The sequence below is a fragment of the Gordonia sp. 11cp genome, assembly GCF_057767225.1.
The window spans coordinates 1,683,825-1,705,306 of the sequence record NZ_CM173437.1 but is presented as its reverse complement, the minus strand read 5'-3'; the positions used below and the strand labels follow the sequence as shown (position 1 = coordinate 1,705,306).

Sequence of the window (21,482 nt, the reverse complement as noted above, 5' to 3'; positions counted from 1 at the left end):
CATGGCGAAAGCTCTGATGCCCACGGACGGCGTTTCGCTTGCCGCCGAGGCCAACCGGACCTGGAACACCGTCGAGGTCGACCCGATCACCCTGCGCGTCATCGGTGGTGCGCTGAACTCGATGGCCAAGGAGATGGCCCAGGTTCTCTACCGGATGGCCTACTCGAGCCTCATCCGCGAGTCCGAGGACCTCGGCGCCGGCATCTTCGACGTCAACGGCCGCGAGCTGTGCGAGTCGGATTCGACTCCGATGCACTGTGGTTCGATCCCCGCGTACATCCGCGGCGTGAACCGCAAGCTCGCCGGTACCTACAAGCCCGGTGACGTGATCCTGCACAACCACCCGTATCACGGTGCGGCGCACTCCCCCGACTACGGCGTGATCATCCCTATCTTCTGGGAAGGCGAGCACATCGGGTTCGCCGGCTGCACCGGTCACGTCTCCGACATCGGTGGCAACTTCCCCGGCCTGTGCATGGACGTCGTCGACGTCTGGGCCGAGGGCAAGCTGATGGACTCGATGAAGATCTACGACGGCGGCGTCCGCAACGACATGCTGATCCAGCACATCCTGGACAACGTGCGTACCCCGGAGCAGAACCGCGGTGACCTGGAGGCTCTCATCGCCTGCTCGCGCATCGGTGAGAAGCGGTTCGTCGAACTGCTCGAGAAGCACGGGCTCGACACCGTGATTAGTGCCGCCGACCGGTGGATGGACTACTCGGAAGAGATGCTGCGCAGTCGGATCCGCCAGATCCCCAACGGCAGCTACGAGGCACCTATCGGCTACCTCGACGACGACGGCAAGAACCGCGGTGTGCCGCTGAAGGTCGCGGTGCGCGTGCAGGTCGAGGACGAGGACGTCCTCATCGACCTCACCGGCTCCAACGACCAGGTGCCGACGGCGTTCAACGTGCCGTTCGAGGGTTCGGTGTTGCCAGTGGCGGTGAGCGCGATCCGCACCATCCTGCTCGACGAGTACCTCACCGAGGAGTTCGTCCCGCAGAACGACGGGTGTTTCCGACCGGTGCGCGCCTACGCGCCGGAGGGCACGATCTTCAACCCGGACTTCCCGGCATCGTGTTTCGCACGCTTCTCGCAGGTCAACCGCATCTTCGACTCGATCAACCTGGCGCTGGCACCGGTGCTGCCCGAGCGGGCGATCGCCGGTTCGTCGGCGGCGCTGTGCGCCATCGCGTACTCGGGTCTGGCCGAGGACGGTGAATCGTACTGGGTCTACATCGAGATCAACGAGGGTTCCTACGGCGCACGTAACGGCAAGGACGGCATGGACGCCGTCGACGCCCTGATGGCCAACACCCGCAACAACCCGATCGAGGAACTCGAGCTCAACCACGCGATGCGTGCCGAGCGCTACGAGCTCCGCGACGAGTCACCGGCACCCGGCCAGTGGCGCGGCGGCATCGGCAGCGTGCGGACCTGGTACATGCAGACCGACACCTTCCTCGGCTCCGAGGCAGACAACCGCACCGACCCGCCCGCGGGCGCGCTCGGTGGCGGCGACGGCGCGTCGGGTTCGTTCGTCCGCAACCCCGGCACGCCCGAAGAGGAGGTGCTGTTCTCGAAGGTGACCCAGGAGGTCATCCGCGAGGGCGAGCGTCTCGAGATCCGGATGCCGTCGGGCGGTGGCTTCGGCGATCCGTTCCTGCGCGATCCGTTCGCGGTGCTCTCCGACGTGTGGGACGAGTACCTGTCCGCGGACGAGGCGCGTCAGGACTACGGTGTCGTCGTGAACACCGACGACTGGACCGTCGACGCAGCGGCCACCGAGCAGCTCCGCGCGTCGCGGGTGGCGTCCTGACCAGTGACATCGGAGGGGCCGGCGATTCTGTCGTCGGCCCCTCCGGCCATTCCCCGGAAAGCACCGCGGCGCAATCTGTGAGAGACGTTGCCGCGCGGCTCAACACGGTCATCTCGTGGGTGCCCGAGCAGTTCGGTGTCGACCCCGATGTCGCATCCGGTCCGCTGTCCGGCCTGCGGATCGGGGTGAAGGACAACATCGAGGTGGGCGGCGTGCGCTCCACCTGTGGGTCCGAGTACTTCGCCGACCGGGTGGCATCTGCCGACGCGGCCTGCGTGCGTGCGGTGAAGCAGGCCGGTGCCGTCATCACCTCGACGCTGAATCTCGCCGAGTTCGCCGTCGGTGTGACGAGTCAGAACTCGGCATCGGGTGGGTCGGTGAACCCGTGGGCCGCCGATCGCGTACCCGGTGGATCGAGCGGTGGGTCGGGTGTCGCGGTGGCGGCGGGGATCGTCGACGTGTCCCTCGGCACGGACACCGGCGGATCCATCCGGCTGCCTGCCGCGTGCTGCGGTGTGACGGGCCTGCGGCCATCTGTCGGAGTGCTCGACATGACCGGGATCTTCCCGGTGAGTGCCGATTTCGACACCGTCGGCCCGCTGGCACGATCGGCGGCACTGGTTCGGGAGACGTTCGCGGTGCTCGCGGGCGCCGACTCGGCACCGTTGCGGAGCGCGTCGTTGCGGATCGCGCTGCCCTGGCCGTTCGTCACCGAGGACGTGGACCCGGCAGTGCGCGACGCGGTGGTCGGTGCCGCGGACCTGCTTCGCGACCTGGGCCACAGTGTCGTCGACGTGCCGGTTCCGCACAGCGCATCGGCGCAGGACGTCGTGTACACCCTCATCTACTCGGACTTGGCGAAGACCCATGCCGAACGACTGCGGGACGAGCCGAGCCGATTCCAGTCGGCGACGCGCGAGCGGATCCTGCTCGGACTCAGCATCTCCGACGGTCAGGTGACCGCGGCGCGGCGACAACGTGATGTGTTCCGCGCTGCCACGGCCGAGCTCTTCGACGACGTGGACGTGGTCCTCACCCCGGCGATGCCGGCGGACGTCCCCCTGCTCGGTGGTGGCGATGCCGTTGTCGCACAGGCACGTCGGATGGGGCAGCTGACCTACCCGTGGTCGTTGCACGACGGCCCGACGCTCGCGCTGCCGGTGGGAGTCCACCCGTCCGGGATGCCGATCGGGGCTCAGCTGACCGCGGCCCACGACGCCGAGGCCACGCTGTTCGCGCTGGCCGAGCAATACCAGGAGCACACCGACTGGCACCGTCGACGCCCGCCGGTCCGCGTGGACGTGTGAGGCGTCCGCGTCAGCTCTGGCGTCGGAGCAGGTCCATCTGCTTGTAGACGTCCCCGAGGTGGTCGAGGTGGCGGCGCATGAGCGTCATCGCGGTCATCGAGTCCCGCGCCTCGACCGCCTCGAGGATGGCCCGGTGGTCTTCGTCGACGCACTTCCAGAAGTCCTCGGGTGCGGTGTCCCGGCTGAACCGGCTGCCGATCACCCGGAAGACCGGCACGGTGATGAGGTCGAGGAGTGGGTTGTCGGCGGCGCGGAGCAGCACGCGATGGAATTCCTGGTTGTTCGCGTACACCTCGGGACCGATCTCGCCCAGAGGATCGAAGATGGTGGCGCGCAACTCTTCCAGATGCACGTCGGTGTGGCGGTACGCGGCCACGCCCGCCGCGGGGACCTCGGTGAGCTGCCTGACCTCCATGAGCTGATCGACGGTCACACCCTCGGCCGCCGCCAGCAGGGTGACCCCGGCTTCGAGGTGGGCGCTGAGCTGGCTGATGTCGGGGGTCGCAACAAACGTCCCACCCGTCACGCCACGCGTGGTGTGCACCAGGTTCTCGCTGGCGAGCGACCGGATGGCCTCACGTACGGTGCTCTGCCCCACGCCGAACTCGGCGCGCAACTCGGTGTCGGGTGGCAGTCTGGTGCCCGGGGTCAGCTCGCCGGCCAGGATGCGAACCCGAAGCGCGTCGGCCACGACCTGGTACGCCGGGCGCCGGCCGGACTTATTCGCTTCCGTCACAACATCTTCCGATCGTGGAGGGGTGTGACTCAACTTACCAGATCGACGACCCGGACACGACACTGCGGCAACGGTTTTGGGGATACGTCCGACAAGTGGCCGGTCGACGCCCCGCACGGACCTCCAGACATGTGCGCGCAGGGGGTGTCACGCGGTCCGTCGGCGCCCGGCTCGCCGATTCGACGCCTCGACCTCCGCGATCGCGACGCGGAGCATCTCCGCGAAGCGGCTCCAGTACGCGGCCTCGGCGTCGTAGAGCCGGATGGTCCGCGGATCGGCGCCCGCCAGTCGAGCAGTGTTGACCATGCTCTGCCAGTGCTCCCACTGGTCGTCACACACCTCGAGATAGCCGGTGAGTGTGGCGGCGTCGTGGTTTCCCAGTGCGGCGATCCTGCTCGGCATCGAAGTCCCCTCGTCCGGTATCAGTCGCGCACACGCTATGCCGTGGGTACGACAATCCTGCGGTGCGAGCGACGCCAGCCACTTCCCGCTCCCTGATCCGAAAGAATCGCGACACCTCCGCGCCTGAGCCCGAGAGACCTGCTGACCCGATGCTCCCTGCGTAGCGCCCGGAGCTTGCGGAGGGCGCGGCGCGCCGACCCACCCGACCCGCCGGTACGCGGTGGCGAACTGCATTGCTATGCAACATGGTTCGCTACGAGACCGGCGGGCGGGATTGGCTTCACGCTGTGGAGTTGTCAAAGGTCGTGTGGCATCGGGATCGACGCCGGAGGGTCTGGTGCGCGGGATGGTTAGACGAGGGCGTCGTCGAGGCGCATGGTGCGCCGGTTGTAGGCGGGACGGGGTAGGCGTTTGGGGTCGATGTCGACGGGTGGGATCAGCCACGGGTGCCGGTCGGGCCCCATCACCACCTGCCAGCCGTGGTGGTGGACCTGGGTATGACAGCGTTGGCACAGCAGGCACCCGTTGTCGAGATCGGTTGGGCCACCGTCAGCCCAGTTGGTGTCGGCCCCGGGCGTAGTGTCTGCGATTGCTCGCAGGCTATTTCCCGGGGCCGCACCGCCGAACCGGACGTGCGGCTTTCACCGCATCCGGCTCTCCATAGGTCACGCTGGGATGGCGTGTGAGGTGTCCCAGGGGGTCGGGATCTTGGTGCCGCGATAGCGATAACGCTGGATGGTCATCGTTGCCGGGTGATAGAGCCTGACTCCGTTGTATTCCGGCCACCGGTGTGGGTTGTATCTGGCGAACAGGGCCCGTCGACTGGTGTGGGGGTGTTTGTTCTTGATCCAGTTCCACACGCGCCACCACAGGTAGTGCCCGAGGGCGCTGAAGGTTGCGCTGGCCGAGCTGTGCCGGAAATACAGTGCCCAGCCCCGTGCCGTCCTGCCCAGTCGCAGGAACAACTGGTCCGGGGCTTGGTGGGTGATCTGTCGGGTCATACCCTTGAGCTTGCGTCGGATCGAAGCGACTGACTTCTGTGACGGATAGCTGTAGATGTATGACCGGGTGCCGCCTTTCTGGGTGTGCCGCTGGATGCGGAATCCGAGAAAGTCGAACCCTTGTGTGGTGGAGACGATCCTGGTCTTCTCTAGGGCGAAACGCAACCCCATCGGCGCCAAGATCGCTGCCACGGTGTCCCACAACTGTTCAGCATGAGCACGCGATCCGTGCACCAGAACCACGAAGTCATCGGCGTATCGGACGAGCCGATACGTCGCTCCGCCGCGGTTGCGGTGCGCAGCGCGTGCGCTGCTGTTGTTGTGGGCCGCCCACCAGTCATCGATGTGAATCACCCTAGGTTTTGTGCCGCCTCCAGTGTGGGCTGGTCCTCGGGGCCGAGGCCAGAGTAGTGGAGCGTTTCGAACTCGGTCGGGGGAATCTGGCCGATACTCGAGTGCAGCCTGCTGTTGTTGTACCAGTCGACCCAACCAGCGGTCGCGAACTCGACGTCGGAGATCGTCCGGTACGGGCCGGAGTGGAAGATCGTGGTCCGGATGCACTCGGTCTTGTACAGCCCGTTCACCGACTCGGCCAGAGCGTTGTCGTAGGCGTCCCCGACCGACCCGATCGACGCGGCGATGTCTTCGAGCCGCAGCCGCTCAGTCAGTGTAACCGATGTGTACTGACTTCCAGCATCCGAATGATGTATCAGCTCAGCAGCTTTCACCGGATGCCCCTCTCGTTTCCGCTGCCACAGCGCCATCCGAAGCGGGACCGTCACCAGCTCCACCGTCTTCGACGTCGAGGCGTGCCACGCCACGATCCGACGTGAGAACACGTCGATGATGAACACCACGTACACCCACCCCGCCCACGTCCGGCAGTAGGTGAAATCGGTCACCCACACCCGGTTCGGCTCGACGGCACTGAACTGTCGATTCACCAGATCCTCCGCGCGTACACCATCAGCGGACCGCACGGTCGTACGGACTCCCTTGGACCTTCGAATCCCGTTGTGGCCTAGCACTTTCATCGCTCGATCAACGGCGCCATAGGACACCCCGGGCAGTGTTGTCCGATGCAGATGGGCGCGCATCTTCACCCGCCCGTAGAGGCCCTCCGGAGTCATCTTCCGCCGGCCGTCGTCACCGGTCCGCCAGACCACGGTGCGCACCGCATCGACGACGTGAGCATCGGAGACGGTCCGAGCGGCAGGCGTGCGTGTTCGCCACGCCCGATAGGTTCGTGCGGCAATCATGCAGCCCTGCTCACGCAAGACCCGACAGATCGACTCGACCGCAAAACCGTTGGCGCGCATCTGATCTATGAACGCCACAATCATCGATTGCGGGGGTCGAGTTCCCCCGCGAAGAAAGTCGTCGCCGCTTTCAAAATGGCAACGTCCTCTCGCAACTGCTTGTTCTCCGCCTTGAGTCGCTTGATCTCAGCGGACTCCTTCGACGTGGTCCCCGACCGGGCGCCGGCATCGACCTGGGCCTGCACGGCCCACCGACGTACCGTCTCCCCACCGACACCGCCCTGCTTGGCGATCGCCTCTGCCGCGGCAGTCAACGACGTGTACTCGCCGCCGTGCGCCTCCAGCAAACGCAAGGCCCTCGAACGGACCTCCGGATCGATCTTCTTAGGCATGTGCTCATCCTTCCTGACTCAGAAGGAAGCGGCATCAAACCAGGGGTGATTCAATGTGGTCATCGAGGACCGAGAGGGCGATGTTGGCCAGCAGGGGAGAAAGAATACCGCCCTGCGGGGTGCCAGTGTGTGTGTCCCGGAAGGCTTTGTCCTCATCGAGGATTCCTGCTTTGAGGAAGGCCTTGATCAGTGCCAGAACCCGTTTATCGGCGATTCGGGCCCGTACCCGCGCCAGCAGCGCGGGATGGTCGATCTCGTCGAAACACGAGGCGATATCGGCTTCAAACACCCAGTCATAACCTCGGGCCGCATGAAACCGAATGTCCTCGATCGCGTCCTGTGCTCGCCTGCCGGGTCGGAATCCGTAACTTGAGGACGAGAAATCGGCCTCGAAGATCGGTTCCAACACCAGTTTCAGGGAGGCCTGCACGACCCGGTCGGTGACGGTCGGGATTCCCAATCCTCGTTTCTTGCCATTGGCCTTGGGAATCATCACCTGTCGTACCGGGACCGGGCGAAAAGTCCGTGCTTTGAGTTGCGCGCGGACGTCTTCCAGAAACCCGGTCACACCCTGTGCGGATGCCTCGATCGAGGCCGCGGTACGACGATCGATCCCGGATGTCTTTGCTCCCTGGTTACCCCGAACTCGTGTCCACGCCTCGACGAGGAAACACGGATCGGCCACAAGGTTGTACAGATCCTCAAACCGACGACCACGATCGGCCGCCGCCCAACGATGCAACTTTGTCTGCATCCCCAGTACCCGCTGACGTGCCGTGAACGACTTATCGAGCGCGGCACCGATATTCATCGGTGCATCTTCTGTCATTACAGTCCAATCGTTGCCTGTCCTACTGCGGCCCTTCCCCATGTGGCCGGCTCTCCCGTCCTCGGAGTACTACGACCGCTCCGCCCCCACCCGATGCCGTTGATGGGCAGTGCATCTACCCGCCCGGTTGCCGCTGGCCGCGGCCTTACCCGGCGGGAACACCCGATGGGTTCCCCTGTTCACGATGTTCCCGATCGACGAGGGAGGTGCCCAGCTTTACCCCGATGGCCCCGGCAGATACCCCACAGCACTTCTCCACCGGCTACCGGACACCGCAGGCCACGGTGTTCGGCGGACGCGTCTGGTAACACTTCCCTCCGCGCGCACCATCGCCCGACCAATCCACCAGATTGCAGTCGGTTCCACCTAACGAGGCCTCTGACACTGGTTCCTCACGTACACCTTCTCGTCTTGCTCACCAGGCCCGCGCCATCTGGCAGTACTGACACGACCCAACTTTGTCGGAGGCCGCTTGCCACCCGAACCTCACACACTCCCCACGAGATCCGAGCTGCCTCCCAGCTTCCTCAGGCCGCTGTGACGACCCGAGATCGGGGGTCTCTCACCCCCGATCGGTAACAACGCGCCTCAGGGCGCACGTGGACCAGATGGTGAACTTGGGTATGTGCTGCTGGCGCACCGCATTTCACACAACACATATCGCGGACGATGATCGCTTGGCGCAAGTGATGCGGGAACAGTCGTTTCGTCGTCCCCATCCGCAACGGCACCCCTTCGCTGTCGAGGACGATCTCGGCGACTCCGCCGTCACACGACAACCGGCGCGCTGTCGATGCCGTGACTGCCCCGACCCACGGCAATCGTGCCGGATCTGCGTCGTCAGCGGGGATGGTGACCAACACTTGGGTGCGGGGTGCTCCGGCGGTGGTCATCGCGGCACCGATTGCCGCCTGATCCAGAAGGAGTTCCAGGCCGTCGGCGCGGCGTTCTCCGAGACTGCGACGATCCTCGGCGCCGTCGGGTTCGGGACGCGGGCCGGATCGTTCGTCGATCATCGACAAGAACTTCTCCCCGATCACCGCCGTCACATCCCCGGTGATGGCGACTCGGCCCTCCTCGGTCACCCGAGTGTGGACGGTGTTCAGTGATGCGTCATCGGCGGCCGGAACCGCGTCCGGGTTCTCGTCGGCGACACGCATGGCGATCGAGCGGGCGTGGGTGTCGATCTCGGCGGGTGTGGCACCGGAGAACGCCTGGGTGAGCAACTCGGTCTCGAACACCTGGCGGTCGTCGTCGGACAGCCCAGCGGCTGACCGTTTGTCGATGAGGACGATCCCGCGGACCACCGCGTCAACACACTCAGCGGACAAATAACCGTCGGCGGCGCAGTCGGCGACCTTCGGCAACGACGCAAGGCCACCGGCGATCCGCACACCACGGTGGGCGACCGCCGGCGGCATCCCCATCTCGATCAGCCACGACCGTGTCGTCGATCCTGCGCGTGCCGCCGCACCCGAGGCCTCCAGAAGAGCTATGTGGACAGCGATCTGATGATCGAGCACGTTGCGCAGCACCCGTAGTTCGTCGAGACGCTCGAGCACCGCGCGACCGGTGCCGTCGTCGGGTGGTAATGGCAGCGAAATGAGGGTGTCGCGGAGCTCGGTGATCGAGGGCATGACACCAAGGTACTCGCCAAAGCGTTCGACGACGAGGTTTATCCACAACCCCGAGATAGGCGAGTTCCACTGTGCTGCAAACGATGCCACTCATGCCCCAGCGGTGAACCGTAGTGAACTGCAGTGAACACAAACCCGACCAGTCACAGCCACGAGCCGGCCGGGAGACTGCCGATCACCAGCACGCGGCCACCGATCAGGTCGCGCCGATCAGCACCGCAGCGCCGAGCCAGACGAGTGCGACGACCTTGACCACCTCGAATCCGACGTATACGAAGTGGGCGTGACTGCGGGGTCCCTCATGCCCGGCGAGCACCGCGTCGGACCGCTTGGTCAGTGCGGGCCGCACCGTCACCAGCTGAACGATGAGGGCGGCAATTGCCACGCCGGCCGCGATCGGTTCCGCGAGACCACCCCACTCACCGAGCACAACGGCCACGAGAATGCCCACCGCCCAGATGATCTCGGCGGTATTGAGCGCGCGGAACACCAACCGACCGATGCCGAGCCCGATGGGCAGGGTCACCCCCGGTGCGCGGAACTTGAGCGGTGCCTCGATGAACGAGATGGCGATCACCATGCCGAGCCACAGGAACGTCAGCGCGGTGACGACCGCGCCGGCAGCGCTCATCGTGCGCCGGTCCGCAACAGCTCCGGTCCGAACGTCTCGTAGTGGATCCGGCTCTCGTCGACCTCGCGACCGATGAATGCCTCGCGCATCGACGAGAGAAATCCGGTGGGCCCGCACAGCATGACGTGCGAGTCCCGATCGACGTCGACGTCGTCGAGTGTCATCTGCCCGACCCGGATCGCGTCCGACACCACGTGGGGTGACGTGCTCTCATACCACTGGATCAATCGGCCAGACGGCAGTGAATCGACAAGGGCGGCCAGCATTCCGCGGTGCGGTTGCCGGTCTCGCGAACGGTCGGCATGGAGCACGGTCACCGGCCGGGTGTCGCGCTGCTCCGACAATGCGGTGAGCAAGCCGATGACGGGTGTGCAGCCGATACCCGCCGAGGCGAGCAGAAGCGGCGCCTCGTCGTCGGGCAGGACCAGGTCACCGAAGGGCGTGCTGACGTCGAGTAGATCCCCCTCGAAGACCTGCTCGTGCAGATGCGCCGACACCTCGCCGGCGAGTTTGACGCTGAACCGCCACCGCGACTCGGCGGGGGAACCGGTCAGACTGTACTGACGGATCTGTCGAGCACCGTCGAGAAGCGGCACTTGCACCGAGATGTACTGTCCGGGACGGAATCCGGGCAGCTGTCCGTCGACCGCTGCCACCGTCAGCGCGATCGTGTCGGGCGAGACCTGCACGCGCTCGGTGACCCGGACTTCGCGCCAGACGTGCCCGGGATCGACGGCTGCGTCGGCATAGAGCTGCGCCTCGGAAGCGATGAGCAGGTCTGCCATGTCCCAGTAGAGCTGGTCCCAGGCGTCGGCTACCTCGGGCGTGACCGCGGCACCGAGCACTTCGACGATCGCCGCGAAAAGATGCTCGTGCACAACGACATACTGCTCAGCGGTGACACCGAGAGAGGCGTGTTTGTGAGCGATGCGGTCCAGGATGAAACGCTGGCGCCGAACGTCGGGTTCGAGCTGAAGCCGCGCGAACGCGGCGATCGACCCGGCGAGCGCCTGCGGTTGCTCACCCGACTTCTGGTGCGTGCGGTTGAAGAGGTTGTCGAGCAGGTCCGGGTGCGCGGCGAAGAGTCCGCGGTAGAAGAGCGGGGTGATCTCCGCGAGCGACCCCTCGACAGCGGGAAGCGTGGCGGCGATCGTCGCGCGCTGGGTGTCAGACAGCATGAGAACTCCTTTGTTCATCTGCTCATCGGTTGGTGTGCAGTAAATCTGGGGTTTTCGGCGTACCGGCCGACCCGGAGCGCTCTAGGAGCCCGGGCGTCGAACTGTCATTGCGGACGATTCATGGCCGGCCGGACGCGGCGTCAGCGACAACAACACCGCGCTCGTCGGCTCGCGGGCGAGGTCGGCGACCGTCTCGGTGTCCAGGCTTTCGTAGAAGGCCGTCACCGCGCGGGCCAGCGAGCCCCGGAGCCGACACGCATTCCGCAGCGGACAGGGTTGGGCGCCCTCGCATTCCACGACCTCGCCATCGCCTTCGAGCGAACGTGCGAGCCAGCCGACGCGGGCATCGCGGCCGAGTTCGGTGATCGTCAGCCCACCTGTTCGACCGCGTCGAGCATGGACGACGCCCATCTCCGACAGCCTCCCGACGACCTTGGCGACATGCGTGTACGGGACCGCGAGTTCCCGGGCGAGGTCCTTGGTGGTGAGAGCTGTTGCAACCGAGCCACCTTGATCTGCGACCGCCAACCGCATCACGACTCGGAGGCCGATGTCGGTGAAGCGGGTCAATTGCATGGTGCAAGTAGACCATAAATTGGTACGGAAAATACCAATTAATATCGGTGATGCCGGTCACCCGACGCGTACGGGCTGCCTATCCGCCGTCGGCGATGCGGGGCCGGGTGTGAGTGGTCCAGGTCTGACCGTCGTGGTACCGATCCGCGACCGGGTCCTGCGGGTCCGGGTACCAGCCGGCCACGACATTCCGTGAGCCGTCCACAACCGAACCCGCCGACCTCCGGGACACCAGTACGACGATGCCTGCGACCCCGGCACCGAGGACGGCCAGCAGCGCGAGCAGGACGACGAGCATCAGCAGGATCGACATGCTCGCACCGTACCGAGCGCCGGGTGGGCTGCCACGTCGTCGGCGGCAACTGTGCTCCGATTACGTCGAACGATGGACCCGCCCGTGCCGCACGGCCGACCGACCGAATCAACCCTCGACGGTCTTGACGGCGAGCCCCAGCCGCTGCGCACGGCGAATCATGGTGAACGCGTTGTCGATTGCGGCACAACCCGGGTCATTGTTGAAGTAGATGTACACATCGCACGAGTCGTCGTAGAACTCCGAGAGGCGGCGCAGCCAGCTGTCGATCGCACGGGTCCCGTAGCTCATCGGTCGTCGCGACGTGCCGTCGTGAAGTCGCAAGTATCCGAAATCGGCTGTGCGCCAGAGTGGATTGAGGATGCGGTTCTTCCGGTCGGCCCAGCACAATGCCGCGTTGTGCCGTTCGAGGACCGACCGGGTCTCGTCGGTCCACCACGAGTCGTGCCGGGGCTCGACCGCGACCTGAATCGTCTTCGGGAACAGCGCGAGCGTCTCGTCGAGGGCGTCGGGCGCGGCGCGGAGGTTGGGAGGCAACTGGAGGAGCACCGGCCCCAGCCGACCGTCGAGTCCCGCCGACCGGTCGAGGAAGCGCTGGACCGGTTCGGTCGGCTCCTGGAGGCGCTTGATGTGGGTCAGGTAGCGACTCATCTTCGCCGCCATCCGGAAGTCGGCGGGAACGGTCTCGGCCCAGTTCTCGAACGCCTTCCTCTCCGGCAGCCGATAGAAGGTGTTGTTGACCTCTGCGGTCGGAAACCGCTGGGCGTAGTAGTCCAACCACAGACGCTGCGGAAGCTGCTGGGGGTAGAACGCACCCCGCCAGTCGCGGTACTGCCACCCGGAGGTGCCGATGAACAGCACCGTCGTGCCTATCCGTTGGGGACGGGGCTACGAATCCCGTCCACGACGAGTAGTCGGCATGCGCGTGGGTGTGGATTCACGTGCTCCGGGTACCCGTCGGCGGCATATGCCAATCACCGAGACGGGAGCGACACATTGACCAAGCTGGCGATCATCTATTACTCGGCCACCGGGCACGGCACCGCGATGGCGCAGACGTTGTCAGACGCCGGCGAGTCCGCCGGAGCCGAGGTTCGTGTCCGACACATCGCCGAGACGCGGGATCCGGAGACGTTCGCCGAGAATCCGGCGTGGTCGGCCAACTACGAGGCCACCAAGGACCTGCCCGCGGCAAGCGGTGACGACATCGTCTGGGCCGACGGGGTGATCTTCGGCAGCCCGACGCGGTTCGGTAGCACGGCCTCGCCGTTCCAGTCGTTCATCGACTCGCTCGGCGGACTCTGGGCGGAGGGCAAGTTGGCCGACAAGGCCTACGCCGCCTTCACCTCGAGCCAGACCGCGCACGGCGGCCAGGAGACCACGCTCACCGGGCTCTACACGTCGCTGATGCATTTCGGCGGCATCCTCGTCCCGCCCGGTTACACCGACGGGCTGAAGTTCGCCGACGGCAACCCGTACGGCGTCTCCCACGTCACGGGTCCGGAGAACAAGAACGACCTCGACGACGCGACGAAGGCGGCCCTGGCACACATGGCACAACGCGTGGTGCGCATCGCGAAACTCCTCGCCGGCTGAGTCACCGCGAAACGGGTTGACAGCGGTCACCAGGAGGTCCACCATCGGTCCTCGTGTCTGTCCGAGTGTCGCCCTTCGGGCGTGAGGAGGTCGTCGGCGTCGTGCGCGCCGACGGTTGAGCACCCCGCCCCGACCGGCGCGCGTCCCTTGTTGTGGACCGCGCCGGTCGAATCGTGCCCTCCTCCATCCTCCGACACCTGAGGTGTACACAGCCATGCATTCCTTGACCGAAGCCCAGATTCGCTCGTCGTTCGTCAACGCCTCGCTACGCGAACGCAAGAGCATGACCCTCCCACCCGACTTCGACGAGTTCTACTGGGAGAAGCTGGATTTCGCCGGTTGGCGGGATCCGAAGCTCCCGATGGTCGGATACGTGGTCATCCCGACCGACGACGACGTCGTCGGGATCATGCTGCGACTCGGCGGCCGCCAGCCGCGCAACCGTCCGCTGTGCTCGTTCTGCGAAGATGTCCAGCTGCCCAATGAGGTCGCCTTCTTCAGCGCGAAGTTCGCCGGCGCCGCAGGCCGCAAGGGCAACACCGTCGGGACATTGATCTGCTCGAACTTCGAATGTTCGACGAACGTCCGCGCCAAGCCGTCGGCCATCTTCGGCACCGACGACCCCGAAACCGTGCGGCAGCAACGCATTGCCGCGCTGCGCACCCACCTCGCGGGATTCGCACAGCGCGTGGCGAGCGGGGACAGCTGAGCGGAGCGTCGACCGGCGAACCGGTGTTTCAGCCGGTTCGCCGATCGCGGTTCGGCGATAGTGGACCAATGACCTCGCTGTTCATCCGAGCACTTCAGACCCACCAGTGGCTGTACGAGCATTCGGGCGGTCTCGTCGGCCACCGCCTGCTCATGGGCAATCCCACGCTGCTGCTGCGGACGATCGGGCGCCGCACGGGTGAGGCGAGGTGCAACGCACTGACCTATGCCCGCGACGGCGAGGCCTACCTGGTGGTCGCGTCGAACGGCGGGTCGCCGCGACCGCCGGGGTGGCTCGCCAACCTCAAGGCCCATCCGAATGTCGAGGTCCAGGTGGGTCGGCGCCGGATCCAGGTCACCGCGCGGGCGACCTACCCCGACGACCCGGACTACGCCCGACGCTTCGTCCTCGTCGACGAGGTGAACCGCGGTCGCTACGCGGGTTACCAGAAGAAGACGACGCGTCCGCTGGCCATCGTCGAGCTGACACCGCGGTAAGGGGTCCCGCCCTTTCGATGATTTACGCAGCGCCGGGCCGCCCTTCGCCGCTGGTCCACCGCCTGGCGTACTCGTCGATGTAGTTCTGTCCGGACCGCTCGCAGATCGTCGCCATCAGTTCGTCTGTGAGGACGCGGATTCGGCCCTCGGCGACGTCTCCGCATCCGAGGTCGATCGGCGGGAGGATGTCGATCGTGACCCTGCGTCTGCCTGGCAACCGGCCATCCGCTCGCCCGGTCCCGGAGATCGCAACGGGTACGAGCGGCGCACCCGTGATCAGCGCCACCCGCACGGCCCCGGTCCGTCCGCGATACATCCGCCCGTCCGGGGATCGGGTGCCCTCGGGGTGGATTCCCCAGGCTCCCCCGTCATCCAGGATCTCCACCGCTCGTCGGAGCGCCGACGACGCTTCCGTGCCGCCACGACGATCGACCGGGATCTGCCCCAGGGTGAGAAAGAACCAGCGTTGCAGGCGACCGACGGGACCAGGCCGCTCGAAGTACTCGCGCTTGGCGAGGAACGTCACCGGTCGACGCGCGGCCAGAGCCAGGTAGAAGGAATCGAGCACGGACAGATGATTCGCAGCCACGATGACCGGCCCGGTGGTGGGCAGATGCTCGCGGCCCGCTATCCGGGGTCTCCCCCACAGGACGAGTGCCGGACCGATGAGAACGTACCGACACAGGGCGTACGACAGCCTGGTTCTCTCGCGCATAGACAGTGTCTACCCGAGCATGGGTGACACTGTCTACGTGGAGTCAGCGAAGACCAGGATCGCGTTGGTTCGTGCCGGCGTCGAATTGCTCGAGGAGACCGGCTCACCAGATGTGGGACTACGCGAGATCGCACGCCGCGCGGGCGTCTCACACGGCGCTCCCCGCAGATGGTTCCCGACGCACCGCGCGCTTCTGGCGGCCATCGCCCGCGAAGGCCTGGAGGACCTGTCGTCGGAACTGATGCGTGCGGCGGGCGAGGTACCCCAGAACATCCGGCACGTCGCATTCGCGTACGTCGCGTTTGCCCGTCGTCGACCTGCGATGTTCGCCCTGATCTTTCGGCACGACCTGCTCGAGGGCGGCGGGGCCGACCTTCGCACCACCTCACGGCCACTGTTCGCCTGGCTGGTCTCGCTGATCGAGAACAGCGGCACCGTCGACGCTTCCGAGCTGCGCGCAGCCGAGCTGTGGGTCGGCGTACACGGGATCGCGATGTTGTCCTCGACGGGATCGTTGGCACTGGCCGCGCCCGGGATCGGCGACGACGAACTCGTCGACCGGATCGTCGAGAACTGTCTGCGGCCGTCGCGCTGATCCCCCGATGACTATCGCCCGCCCCGCCGGTCGGTATCTGGGAGAACATTGCGACGACTCTTCAGGAGAAGCATGCGAACGCTGGCGATCACCCAGAACATGACGCTCGACGGCTCGATCGAGATGGTGACCGACTGGTTCGACCCGACCGTCGAGGCGCCGGACCTCATGGCCGAGTCGCACCGACAGGACGCCGAGGCCGACGGTCTGCTCGTCGGAAGGCAGACCTTCGAGGACTTCCGCAGCTTCTGGCCGCACCAGACCGAGGACGCCACCGGGATCACCGACTACCTGAACACCGTCGACAAATACGTGGTGTCGAGCACGATGACCGACCCGGACTGGCAGAACTCGACGGTGCTGTCCGGCGATGTCGTGGATGAGGTCACCGCGCTGAAGAACGCCGATGGCAAGGACATCGTCGTGACCGGCAGCATCAGCCTGTGCCACACCCTGATCGGCGCCGGTCTCGTCGACGAGTACCGGCTGTTCGTCTACCCGACCGTCCAGGGATCGGGGCGGCGCCTGTTCCCGGCCGGTCTGGAGATCCCGACCCTGCGGCTCGTCGACACCAAGGCCTTCGAGCTGGGCGTCTCGCTGCTGCGCTATCGGACGGTGTGACGCGGTTCAGGTCGGATCGGAGTCGATCTCCTCGAGAGCACGGGCGCGGATCGCGGCGAGGTCCATCCCGTACGTCGGTCCGTGCGACTGCTCGTACTCCGTCAATCGCGCAGCCGCGCGGTCGTAGAGGCGTCGCGCGCCGACGGCGTTGCCACGACGATGGTGGGTCAGTCCGACGCAGAGCTGGGCCAGTCCCTGCCACAGCGGACGCTCCGCCGGCGGACACGACTTCCAGCGGGTCTCGAACACCTCGTGCGCGGAGAACGGACGACCCTCCTCGAGCAACCGCCATGCCAGCGCAATCGTCTCGTCGGGCGGCAACGGCTCCTCGGACACGGGCTCGACGCCGCGCTCGCCATAGGGCAGCGGCCGTCCCAGCTCGTCACGTGGCCGGGCCTGACGCGCGCGACCGTCGGGGTCGCGATCGCGGGGCTTGTCCATGGGCACCTCCGGTTCGTCACGGCCAATCTGGCTGTTGCGCCGCGTATGTACAAGAGATGACCCGCGCTACGTTAGTCCTAACCCCCGACCGGGAGACGGCCATGTTCAGCAATTATTTCGTTTCCCCGGCGTCAGGCCGCGCCCAGAGCGTCTTCCCTTCGTCGGTCAAACGCGTGAATCCGTTGACCCTGATCAACAACTCACCGTCGACACTTGCACGTTGGCGGTAGGCAAACCCGCCGGACGTGCTCACCCTCTGGACCGGTTCTAAACCCGGATCGAACTCGACGACGAGGTCCTCGTCTTGCATCTTGCGCCACCAAGCCTGTAATCGCTTGAGCTTGTCCATGCTCATTTCACGACCACCAGTCACTACGCACTCGGCGTGATCACGCAGTCTTCGATACGGAATGGCGCCGCAATGTTCGCTAGAGGTCTCCCACGGCCAGTGGTCGTTCAAGACCTGACGTGTCGACCTCGTCCCTCCATACGTCTTCAGGTGCCAAGATACGGCTTGTCGAGTAACTCCAAACATCTCCGCGATCTGCGACTGATTGTGACCTCTGAGCTTGAGTGCCTCGATGACTTCCTTCGACAAACCGGTGCCGTCAGTCTCCAACATGCGCAGCATGGTTCCTTCCTCCCGACCCGAACCTACGACCATATTCGTCTGACGCAGCGACTTCTTCGACGGGGCGAACCCTACGCAACGAGGCACTGTTCGGACCCCGTCAACTGATCTGCGCGGACTGCACGCTGCTGATCGGCAGCACACTTTCGTTTAATGCGCGCCACACCTGCATCGCCTTTAGTCAATTCGTCTTTCCAAGAGTCTTCGTCGCCCGCGCGGGGCGTCACTCATCCATTCAGCATGACGACACCTGCCGACCGGCCGGGCACACTCTCCCCACAACGCGCGAAAGGGGCACCGGTGACCACAGAACTCGGTCCGGTCGACTACGTCGTGGTGGAACTCCCCACCGGTGCATCGTCCGTCTACGGCGACGTGTGCGCCGAGCTCACCGGCTTGGTGGACAACCACCTCGTTCGCGTACTCGATCTGCTGCTCATCACTCGCGGGGCGGACGGCACGGTGAGCGTCGCAGAGTTCGAGGACATGACTCGGGACGGACTCGGTTCGCTCGCCGGCTCGCTGGTCGAGTTGCTGTCCCTGGAGGACGTCGAGAACCTCGCCACCACGATCGCACCGGGCCTCTCCGGCCTCGCGATCGTCTGGGAGTACACCTGCACGGAGCCGTTCTTCTCGGCAGTGACTCGGCCGGTGCGCAACTCACCGCGGTGGGTCGGATACCCGCCCGGGCTATCGTCGCCTCGCTGCGGGGACACTCGGAGCAGCCGTGAACTGGATTCGTTCGCGCTGTCTCACAGCAGATTTCGTTCGCGAGCTCGATCGACCGCGTCACGTCGCGACGACACTCCCAGTTTGCGATAGATCGCCTGCTGGTGGGTTTTGATCGTGTTGACCGACACGAACAGGTCCGCCGCGATCTCTGCCGCCTTGTACATCGTCGGAAGGTAGCGGAGAACGACCAGCTCGCGCTCGGTCAGCGGATCCTCGACCGACTCCAGGACGTCGAGATCACCGGTCTGCGGTGCATCGTCGCCGAGGATCCCCAGCAGATCGAGGACGAACCCGAGATCGACCCGCGGCCCCGCGATCCGCACATGCCACGCCAGCAACGCACGTGCCGGTTCACCTGCCACCGCGAACGGGCGGACCTGTCCGACCTCGGCAGCCAGGGAAACCGCGGCGGCGATGTGATCGAGCGCCACCGAGTCTCGGCGCAATTGGTGCGCGGCCACTGCCCACAGCACCCCCGCGTCCACCGCCTGCAACCGAAACGGGGCGTACTCGGTCAGTTGCCCCAGCTGGGAGATCGCGTCGGCCGGCCGGCCGAGTTCGACGAACGCCCTGGCCCGGACGATCCGGCCGAGCGCTTCGGGGTAGGCACCGACCGCGTCTGCGGGCGGGAATCCCGTTGCCACGACCGACATCCCGACGATCGACGCCGCATCACCCGCGAGAATGGACACCTCCGCCGACACCACCGCACACCAGCTGCCCAGAAGTGCCGGCAGCGGACCACATCGTGCGGCGACCACCCTCATGCGGCCTTCCGCCGCCCGGGCCCCGAAGGTGTCCCGGCGGGTCACCGCGACGCCCACCGCCGCGATCTCGACCAGTAGCAGAGCCGCAGTGTCGGATGCCTCACCGACGGTCAGGCGAGCCGTGTCGATCGCCGACTCGGCCGCGGTGAGGTCGTGACGCTCGAGCAGCAGCAGGGCCTGCGCCGCATACATCGCCATCATCTGCGGCTTTTTCAGCCAACCTCGTCGTCGGGCAATCGATTCGACTGTCGCGACCCGCTCGGCCGTCCGTGCGAGATCGCCGACGATGAGATCGGTCAACGCCAGGTGCGCCTGCGCGGCAACGGCCATCAAGCCCATTCCGCGCGCCTCCGCGGCCGCGTGCACGCTCTCGAGCTCGGCCACCGCGTCGTCGACATCGCCCCGGTGGACCAGGCCCATGGCGCGATTGGCCCGAGCCATCAGTGCGTAGGCCGGAGCCGCGGGCAACCCGACATTCGACGGCGCGGTCGCCAACGCGAACACGGCATCGCAGCGACTCACCACGTGGCCGACCGCCTCGACCCGTGCACGCACCATCGCGGCAAGGGCGAGGATGATCTCGGCGGTCGCGGAACTCCCGCCCGCCCGACGTGACAGTGCGGCCTCGGCTGCGTCCGCACGATGGAACATGACGCCGAAGTCACGGTCGTGGAATGCGACGATCACGCCCGCGAGCAGCGTCTCCGCCGTCGGCCGACGCGCAGCCTCATCGACCGCCGGCGCCAACGCGGCGGCGAGCTCACCCGACTGCGGTGAGAGCACGAGCGGAACCGCACCACCGCCCAGCACCTCGAGTAACGCCTCCCAGTCCGATGCCGCCGCCAGATGTCGGATTGCCGAGATCGGGTCGCCGGCGCGGACGAACCACGTCGCCGCGCGACGATGTAGTTCGGCCGGCGCGTCCGGGTTCTCGGCGGTCAGACGTTCGGCCAGCAGCTCCCGGAACAGCGGGTGGTAGGCGTACCAGTCCGGTCGGCCCTCGAGCCGAACGGTGAACAGGTTGGCGTCGGCCAGCGACGCAAGGATCCGGCGGCAGTCGGGGCGAAGCGTGATCGCTTCTGCGAGCGCAGGGTCGAGTGCCTCGGCGACACTGCTCGCGAGCAAGAACTTGCGGTCGGTCGGCGGGATCTGTTCGAGCACTTCCTCGAGCAGGTACGACGCGATCAGCTCGTCGTGGCCGCGATCCAGCCACGCGCGCAGTCCCGCTGTCCCCGCACTCAGCAGCGCGAGTCGGACACCCGCAGGCCAGCCTTCCGTGCGCAGCCAGAACCCCACCACGTCGTCGTCGGACATGGGTTCCGCGCCGGCACGCTCGGCGAACTGGCCGACCTCGCCTCTCGTCATGGTGAGGTCGTCAGCGCCGATCTCCGTGAGCCGATCGTCGAGCTGGAGTCTCCGCAGATGCAGGCGGGGGGTCGTGCGCGAGATGACGACCAGGTGGACCTGGTCGGGTTGCGACGCGATGAAGCGCGCGATCGATTCCAGCACAACGGGATCGGTGATGCGTTGCACCTCGTCGAGAACAACGGTCAACGGTGTGGAGTACGTTGCGAGAGCATCGGCGATGTGGTCGACGTCGGACAGCGAGAAGTCGTTGCCGGGCGCCATCTCCGCCAGGGACTCACCTGATATCCGCGCCGCCGACAACGCGCCGAGGAAGTCGCCCCAGAACGTCGGCAGCCCGGCCACGTCACTGACGGACAGCCAAGCAGCGTTGTGTCGATCGCCGCGGTCGGCGAGATGGGCTGCCACCGCGAGGGTCTTGCCGTATCCGGGGCCTGCCGTGACCACGGTGACGTGACGACGGCCTCGCGGATGCAGTTGCCGGTCGATCCGCGGCCGTGGGACGAAACCCGGCGGAAGCGTCGGTCGGGAGGTGCGCAGCCGGAGGGTCGGTGGCAGGTGTCGGCTCGCGTCGTCCACCACGCAGCCCCCATCGCCGTCCCCACGACCCATGTCGCGAAGGTCTGGCGGAAATAATAATCGCGGCGCCGCGCGTCCGCGCCGGAAAATAGTCCTGTTCGGATGACGACGAAATGACGCCGACGGACGACCATTCGAGATCCCCACCCGC

The 21,482-nt window shown here is 66.2% G+C and carries 22 protein-coding genes and 2 pseudogenes; 8 read left to right on the top strand and 16 right to left on the bottom strand.

The window, feature by feature from the left end:
* The first annotated feature begins 1 nt into the window (after nt 1).
* Both AC3B6C_RS07500 and AC3B6C_RS07495 read left to right on the top strand, forming a co-directional pair.
* Nucleotides 2-1,822 (top strand): hydantoinase B/oxoprolinase family protein, encoded by a 1,821-nt coding sequence (locus AC3B6C_RS07500; protein ID WP_488375580.1) that lies wholly within the window; start codon nt 2-4, stop codon nt 1,820-1,822.
* 77 nt (nt 1,823-1,899) lie between these two features.
* A complete protein-coding gene (locus AC3B6C_RS07495) occupies nt 1,900-3,129 on the top strand; it encodes an amidase (RefSeq protein WP_488375579.1) in 1,230 nt (409 codons plus the stop codon).
* A 10-nt stretch (nt 3,130-3,139) separates the two neighbouring features.
* Here AC3B6C_RS07495 and AC3B6C_RS07490 read toward each other — a convergent pair whose 3' ends face one another.
* The 12 genes and pseudogenes from AC3B6C_RS07490 to AC3B6C_RS07435 form a co-directional block, all read right to left on the bottom strand.
* On the bottom strand, nt 3,140-3,865 hold the full coding sequence (locus tag AC3B6C_RS07490) for a FadR/GntR family transcriptional regulator (protein WP_239404009.1): 726 nt from the start codon (nt 3,863-3,865) through the stop codon (nt 3,140-3,142).
* Between the two features lie 147 nt (nt 3,866-4,012).
* The gene (locus tag AC3B6C_RS07485; RefSeq protein WP_488375578.1) at nt 4,013-4,501 is read right to left on the bottom strand and encodes a hypothetical protein; all 489 of its coding nucleotides are present in this window, start codon (nt 4,499-4,501) and stop codon (nt 4,013-4,015) included.
* Nucleotides 4,502-4,617: 116 nt separating this feature from the next.
* Nucleotides 4,618-4,827, bottom strand: a pseudogene (locus tag AC3B6C_RS07480) (HNH endonuclease); the annotation flags it as partial.
* A gap of 105 nt (nt 4,828-4,932) precedes the next feature.
* Nucleotides 4,933-5,622, bottom strand: coding sequence for a group II intron maturase-specific domain-containing protein (locus AC3B6C_RS07475; protein WP_488375577.1), 690 nt, complete (start codon nt 5,620-5,622; stop codon nt 4,933-4,935).
* Nucleotides 5,619-6,919 (bottom strand): IS3 family transposase gene (locus AC3B6C_RS07470; RefSeq protein ID WP_488375576.1). Its coding sequence is split into 2 segments (ribosomal slippage): nt 5,619-6,646 and nt 6,646-6,919, totalling 1,302 coding nucleotides; the frame shifts between segments, so codons are not numbered across the junction. Before AC3B6C_RS07470 ends, AC3B6C_RS07475 begins: the two co-directional genes overlap by 4 nt.
* Before the next feature lie 49 nt (nt 6,920-6,968).
* A pseudogene (locus AC3B6C_RS07465) lies at nt 6,969-7,730 on the bottom strand (reverse transcriptase domain-containing protein); the annotation flags it as partial.
* Between the two features lie 545 nt (nt 7,731-8,275).
* Nucleotides 8,276-9,385, bottom strand: coding sequence for a DUF222 domain-containing protein (locus tag AC3B6C_RS07460; RefSeq protein WP_488375575.1), 1,110 nt, complete (start codon nt 9,383-9,385; stop codon nt 8,276-8,278).
* A gap of 196 nt (nt 9,386-9,581) precedes the next feature.
* Nucleotides 9,582-10,016, bottom strand: a complete 435-nt coding sequence (locus AC3B6C_RS07455; protein ID WP_488375574.1) for a hypothetical protein — start codon at nt 10,014-10,016, stop codon at nt 9,582-9,584.
* Nucleotides 10,013-11,194, bottom strand: a complete 1,182-nt coding sequence (locus AC3B6C_RS07450; protein WP_488375573.1) for an FAD-binding oxidoreductase — start codon at nt 11,192-11,194, stop codon at nt 10,013-10,015. The genes AC3B6C_RS07455 and AC3B6C_RS07450 overlap by 4 nt, the downstream gene beginning before the upstream one ends.
* Before the next feature lie 81 nt (nt 11,195-11,275).
* Nucleotides 11,276-11,770, bottom strand: coding sequence for an RrF2 family transcriptional regulator (locus AC3B6C_RS07445; RefSeq protein WP_064572106.1), 495 nt, complete (start codon nt 11,768-11,770; stop codon nt 11,276-11,278).
* Between the two features lie 79 nt (nt 11,771-11,849).
* A complete protein-coding gene (locus AC3B6C_RS07440) occupies nt 11,850-12,083 on the bottom strand; it encodes a DUF2510 domain-containing protein (RefSeq protein ID WP_488375572.1) in 234 nt (77 codons plus the stop codon).
* A gap of 108 nt (nt 12,084-12,191) precedes the next feature.
* Nucleotides 12,192-12,944, bottom strand: coding sequence for a DUF72 domain-containing protein (locus tag AC3B6C_RS07435; RefSeq protein WP_488375571.1), 753 nt, complete (start codon nt 12,942-12,944; stop codon nt 12,192-12,194).
* A gap of 135 nt (nt 12,945-13,079) precedes the next feature.
* On the opposite strand from AC3B6C_RS07435, the gene wrbA reads away from it, so the two are divergent.
* From wrbA to AC3B6C_RS07420, 3 genes are all read left to right on the top strand, one after another.
* Nucleotides 13,080-13,679, top strand: a complete 600-nt coding sequence (gene wrbA, locus AC3B6C_RS07430; RefSeq protein ID WP_064572107.1) for an NAD(P)H:quinone oxidoreductase — start codon at nt 13,080-13,082, stop codon at nt 13,677-13,679.
* A 214-nt stretch (nt 13,680-13,893) separates the two neighbouring features.
* Nucleotides 13,894-14,388, top strand: coding sequence for an FBP domain-containing protein (locus tag AC3B6C_RS07425; protein WP_248644228.1), 495 nt, complete (start codon nt 13,894-13,896; stop codon nt 14,386-14,388).
* Nucleotides 14,389-14,456: 68 nt separating this feature from the next.
* The gene (locus AC3B6C_RS07420) at nt 14,457-14,885 is read left to right on the top strand and encodes a nitroreductase family deazaflavin-dependent oxidoreductase (RefSeq protein ID WP_004020870.1); all 429 of its coding nucleotides are present in this window, start codon (nt 14,457-14,459) and stop codon (nt 14,883-14,885) included.
* Nucleotides 14,886-14,907: 22 nt separating this feature from the next.
* Here the strand turns inward: AC3B6C_RS07420 and AC3B6C_RS07415 are convergent, their stop codons facing one another.
* Nucleotides 14,908-15,600: a lysophospholipid acyltransferase family protein gene (locus AC3B6C_RS07415; RefSeq protein ID WP_248644226.1), complete on the bottom strand. Its 693-nt coding sequence runs from the start codon at nt 15,598-15,600 to the stop codon at nt 14,908-14,910.
* Nucleotides 15,601-15,637: 37 nt separating this feature from the next.
* On the opposite strand from AC3B6C_RS07415, the gene AC3B6C_RS07410 reads away from it, so the two are divergent.
* Nucleotides 15,638-16,195, top strand: coding sequence for a TetR/AcrR family transcriptional regulator (locus AC3B6C_RS07410; RefSeq protein ID WP_488375569.1), 558 nt, complete (start codon nt 15,638-15,640; stop codon nt 16,193-16,195).
* A gap of 72 nt (nt 16,196-16,267) precedes the next feature.
* On the top strand, nt 16,268-16,816 hold the full coding sequence (locus AC3B6C_RS07405) for a dihydrofolate reductase family protein (RefSeq protein WP_452191866.1): 549 nt from the start codon (nt 16,268-16,270) through the stop codon (nt 16,814-16,816).
* 6 nt (nt 16,817-16,822) lie between these two features.
* Here the strand turns inward: AC3B6C_RS07405 and AC3B6C_RS07400 are convergent, their stop codons facing one another.
* Complete coding sequence (locus AC3B6C_RS07400; protein WP_488375568.1) at nt 16,823-17,257, bottom strand: DUF309 domain-containing protein; 435 nt, start codon at nt 17,255-17,257, stop codon at nt 16,823-16,825.
* A 112-nt stretch (nt 17,258-17,369) separates the two neighbouring features.
* Entirely contained in the window at nt 17,370-17,888 is a 519-nt protein-coding gene (locus AC3B6C_RS07395) for an XRE family transcriptional regulator (RefSeq protein WP_248644224.1), read from the bottom strand.
* Between the two features lie 300 nt (nt 17,889-18,188).
* Between AC3B6C_RS07395 and AC3B6C_RS07390 the strand changes: the two genes are divergently transcribed.
* Nucleotides 18,189-18,710: a DUF6325 family protein gene (locus tag AC3B6C_RS07390; protein ID WP_248644223.1), complete on the top strand. Its 522-nt coding sequence runs from the start codon at nt 18,189-18,191 to the stop codon at nt 18,708-18,710.
* Here AC3B6C_RS07390 and AC3B6C_RS07385 read toward each other — a convergent pair.
* Nucleotides 18,641-21,478 carry a winged helix-turn-helix domain-containing protein gene (locus tag AC3B6C_RS07385; RefSeq protein ID WP_248644222.1) on the bottom strand — a complete coding sequence of 946 codons (2,838 nt, stop codon included), beginning with the start codon at nt 21,476-21,478 and terminating at the stop codon, nt 18,641-18,643. The genes AC3B6C_RS07390 and AC3B6C_RS07385 overlap by 70 nt on opposite strands.
* Nucleotides 21,479-21,482: the final 4 nt, after the last annotated feature.

Excerpts from the sequence above, each read along its gene's own strand:
- AC3B6C_RS07445 (WP_064572106.1), bottom strand. The coding sequence starts at position 11,770 with ATGCAATTGACCCGCTTCACCGACATCGGCCTCCGAGTCGTGATGCGG.
- AC3B6C_RS07420 (WP_004020870.1), top strand. The coding sequence starts at position 14,457 with ATGACCTCGCTGTTCATCCGAGCACTTCAGACCCACCAGTGGCTGTAC.
- AC3B6C_RS07415 (WP_248644226.1), bottom strand. The coding sequence starts at position 15,600 with ATGCGCGAGAGAACCAGGCTGTCGTACGCCCTGTGTCGGTACGTTCTC.
- AC3B6C_RS07460 (WP_488375575.1), bottom strand. The coding sequence starts at position 9,385 with ATGCCCTCGATCACCGAGCTCCGCGACACCCTCATTTCGCTGCCATTA.
- AC3B6C_RS07450 (WP_488375573.1), bottom strand. The coding sequence starts at position 11,194 with ATGCTGTCTGACACCCAGCGCGCGACGATCGCCGCCACGCTTCCCGCT.
- AC3B6C_RS07400 (WP_488375568.1), bottom strand. The coding sequence starts at position 17,257 with ATGGACAAGCCCCGCGATCGCGACCCCGACGGTCGCGCGCGTCAGGCC.
- AC3B6C_RS07440 (WP_488375572.1), bottom strand. The coding sequence starts at position 12,083 with ATGTCGATCCTGCTGATGCTCGTCGTCCTGCTCGCGCTGCTGGCCGTC.
- AC3B6C_RS07455 (WP_488375574.1), bottom strand. The coding sequence starts at position 10,016 with ATGAGCGCTGCCGGCGCGGTCGTCACCGCGCTGACGTTCCTGTGGCTC.
- AC3B6C_RS07395 (WP_248644224.1), bottom strand. The coding sequence starts at position 17,888 with ATGCTGCGCATGTTGGAGACTGACGGCACCGGTTTGTCGAAGGAAGTC.
- AC3B6C_RS07500 (WP_488375580.1), top strand. The coding sequence starts at position 2 with ATGGCGAAAGCTCTGATGCCCACGGACGGCGTTTCGCTTGCCGCCGAG.
- AC3B6C_RS07485 (WP_488375578.1), bottom strand. The coding sequence starts at position 4,501 with ATGCAGTTCGCCACCGCGTACCGGCGGGTCGGGTGGGTCGGCGCGCCG.
- AC3B6C_RS07425 (WP_248644228.1), top strand. The coding sequence starts at position 13,894 with ATGCATTCCTTGACCGAAGCCCAGATTCGCTCGTCGTTCGTCAACGCC.
- AC3B6C_RS07405 (WP_452191866.1), top strand. The coding sequence starts at position 16,268 with ATGCGAACGCTGGCGATCACCCAGAACATGACGCTCGACGGCTCGATC.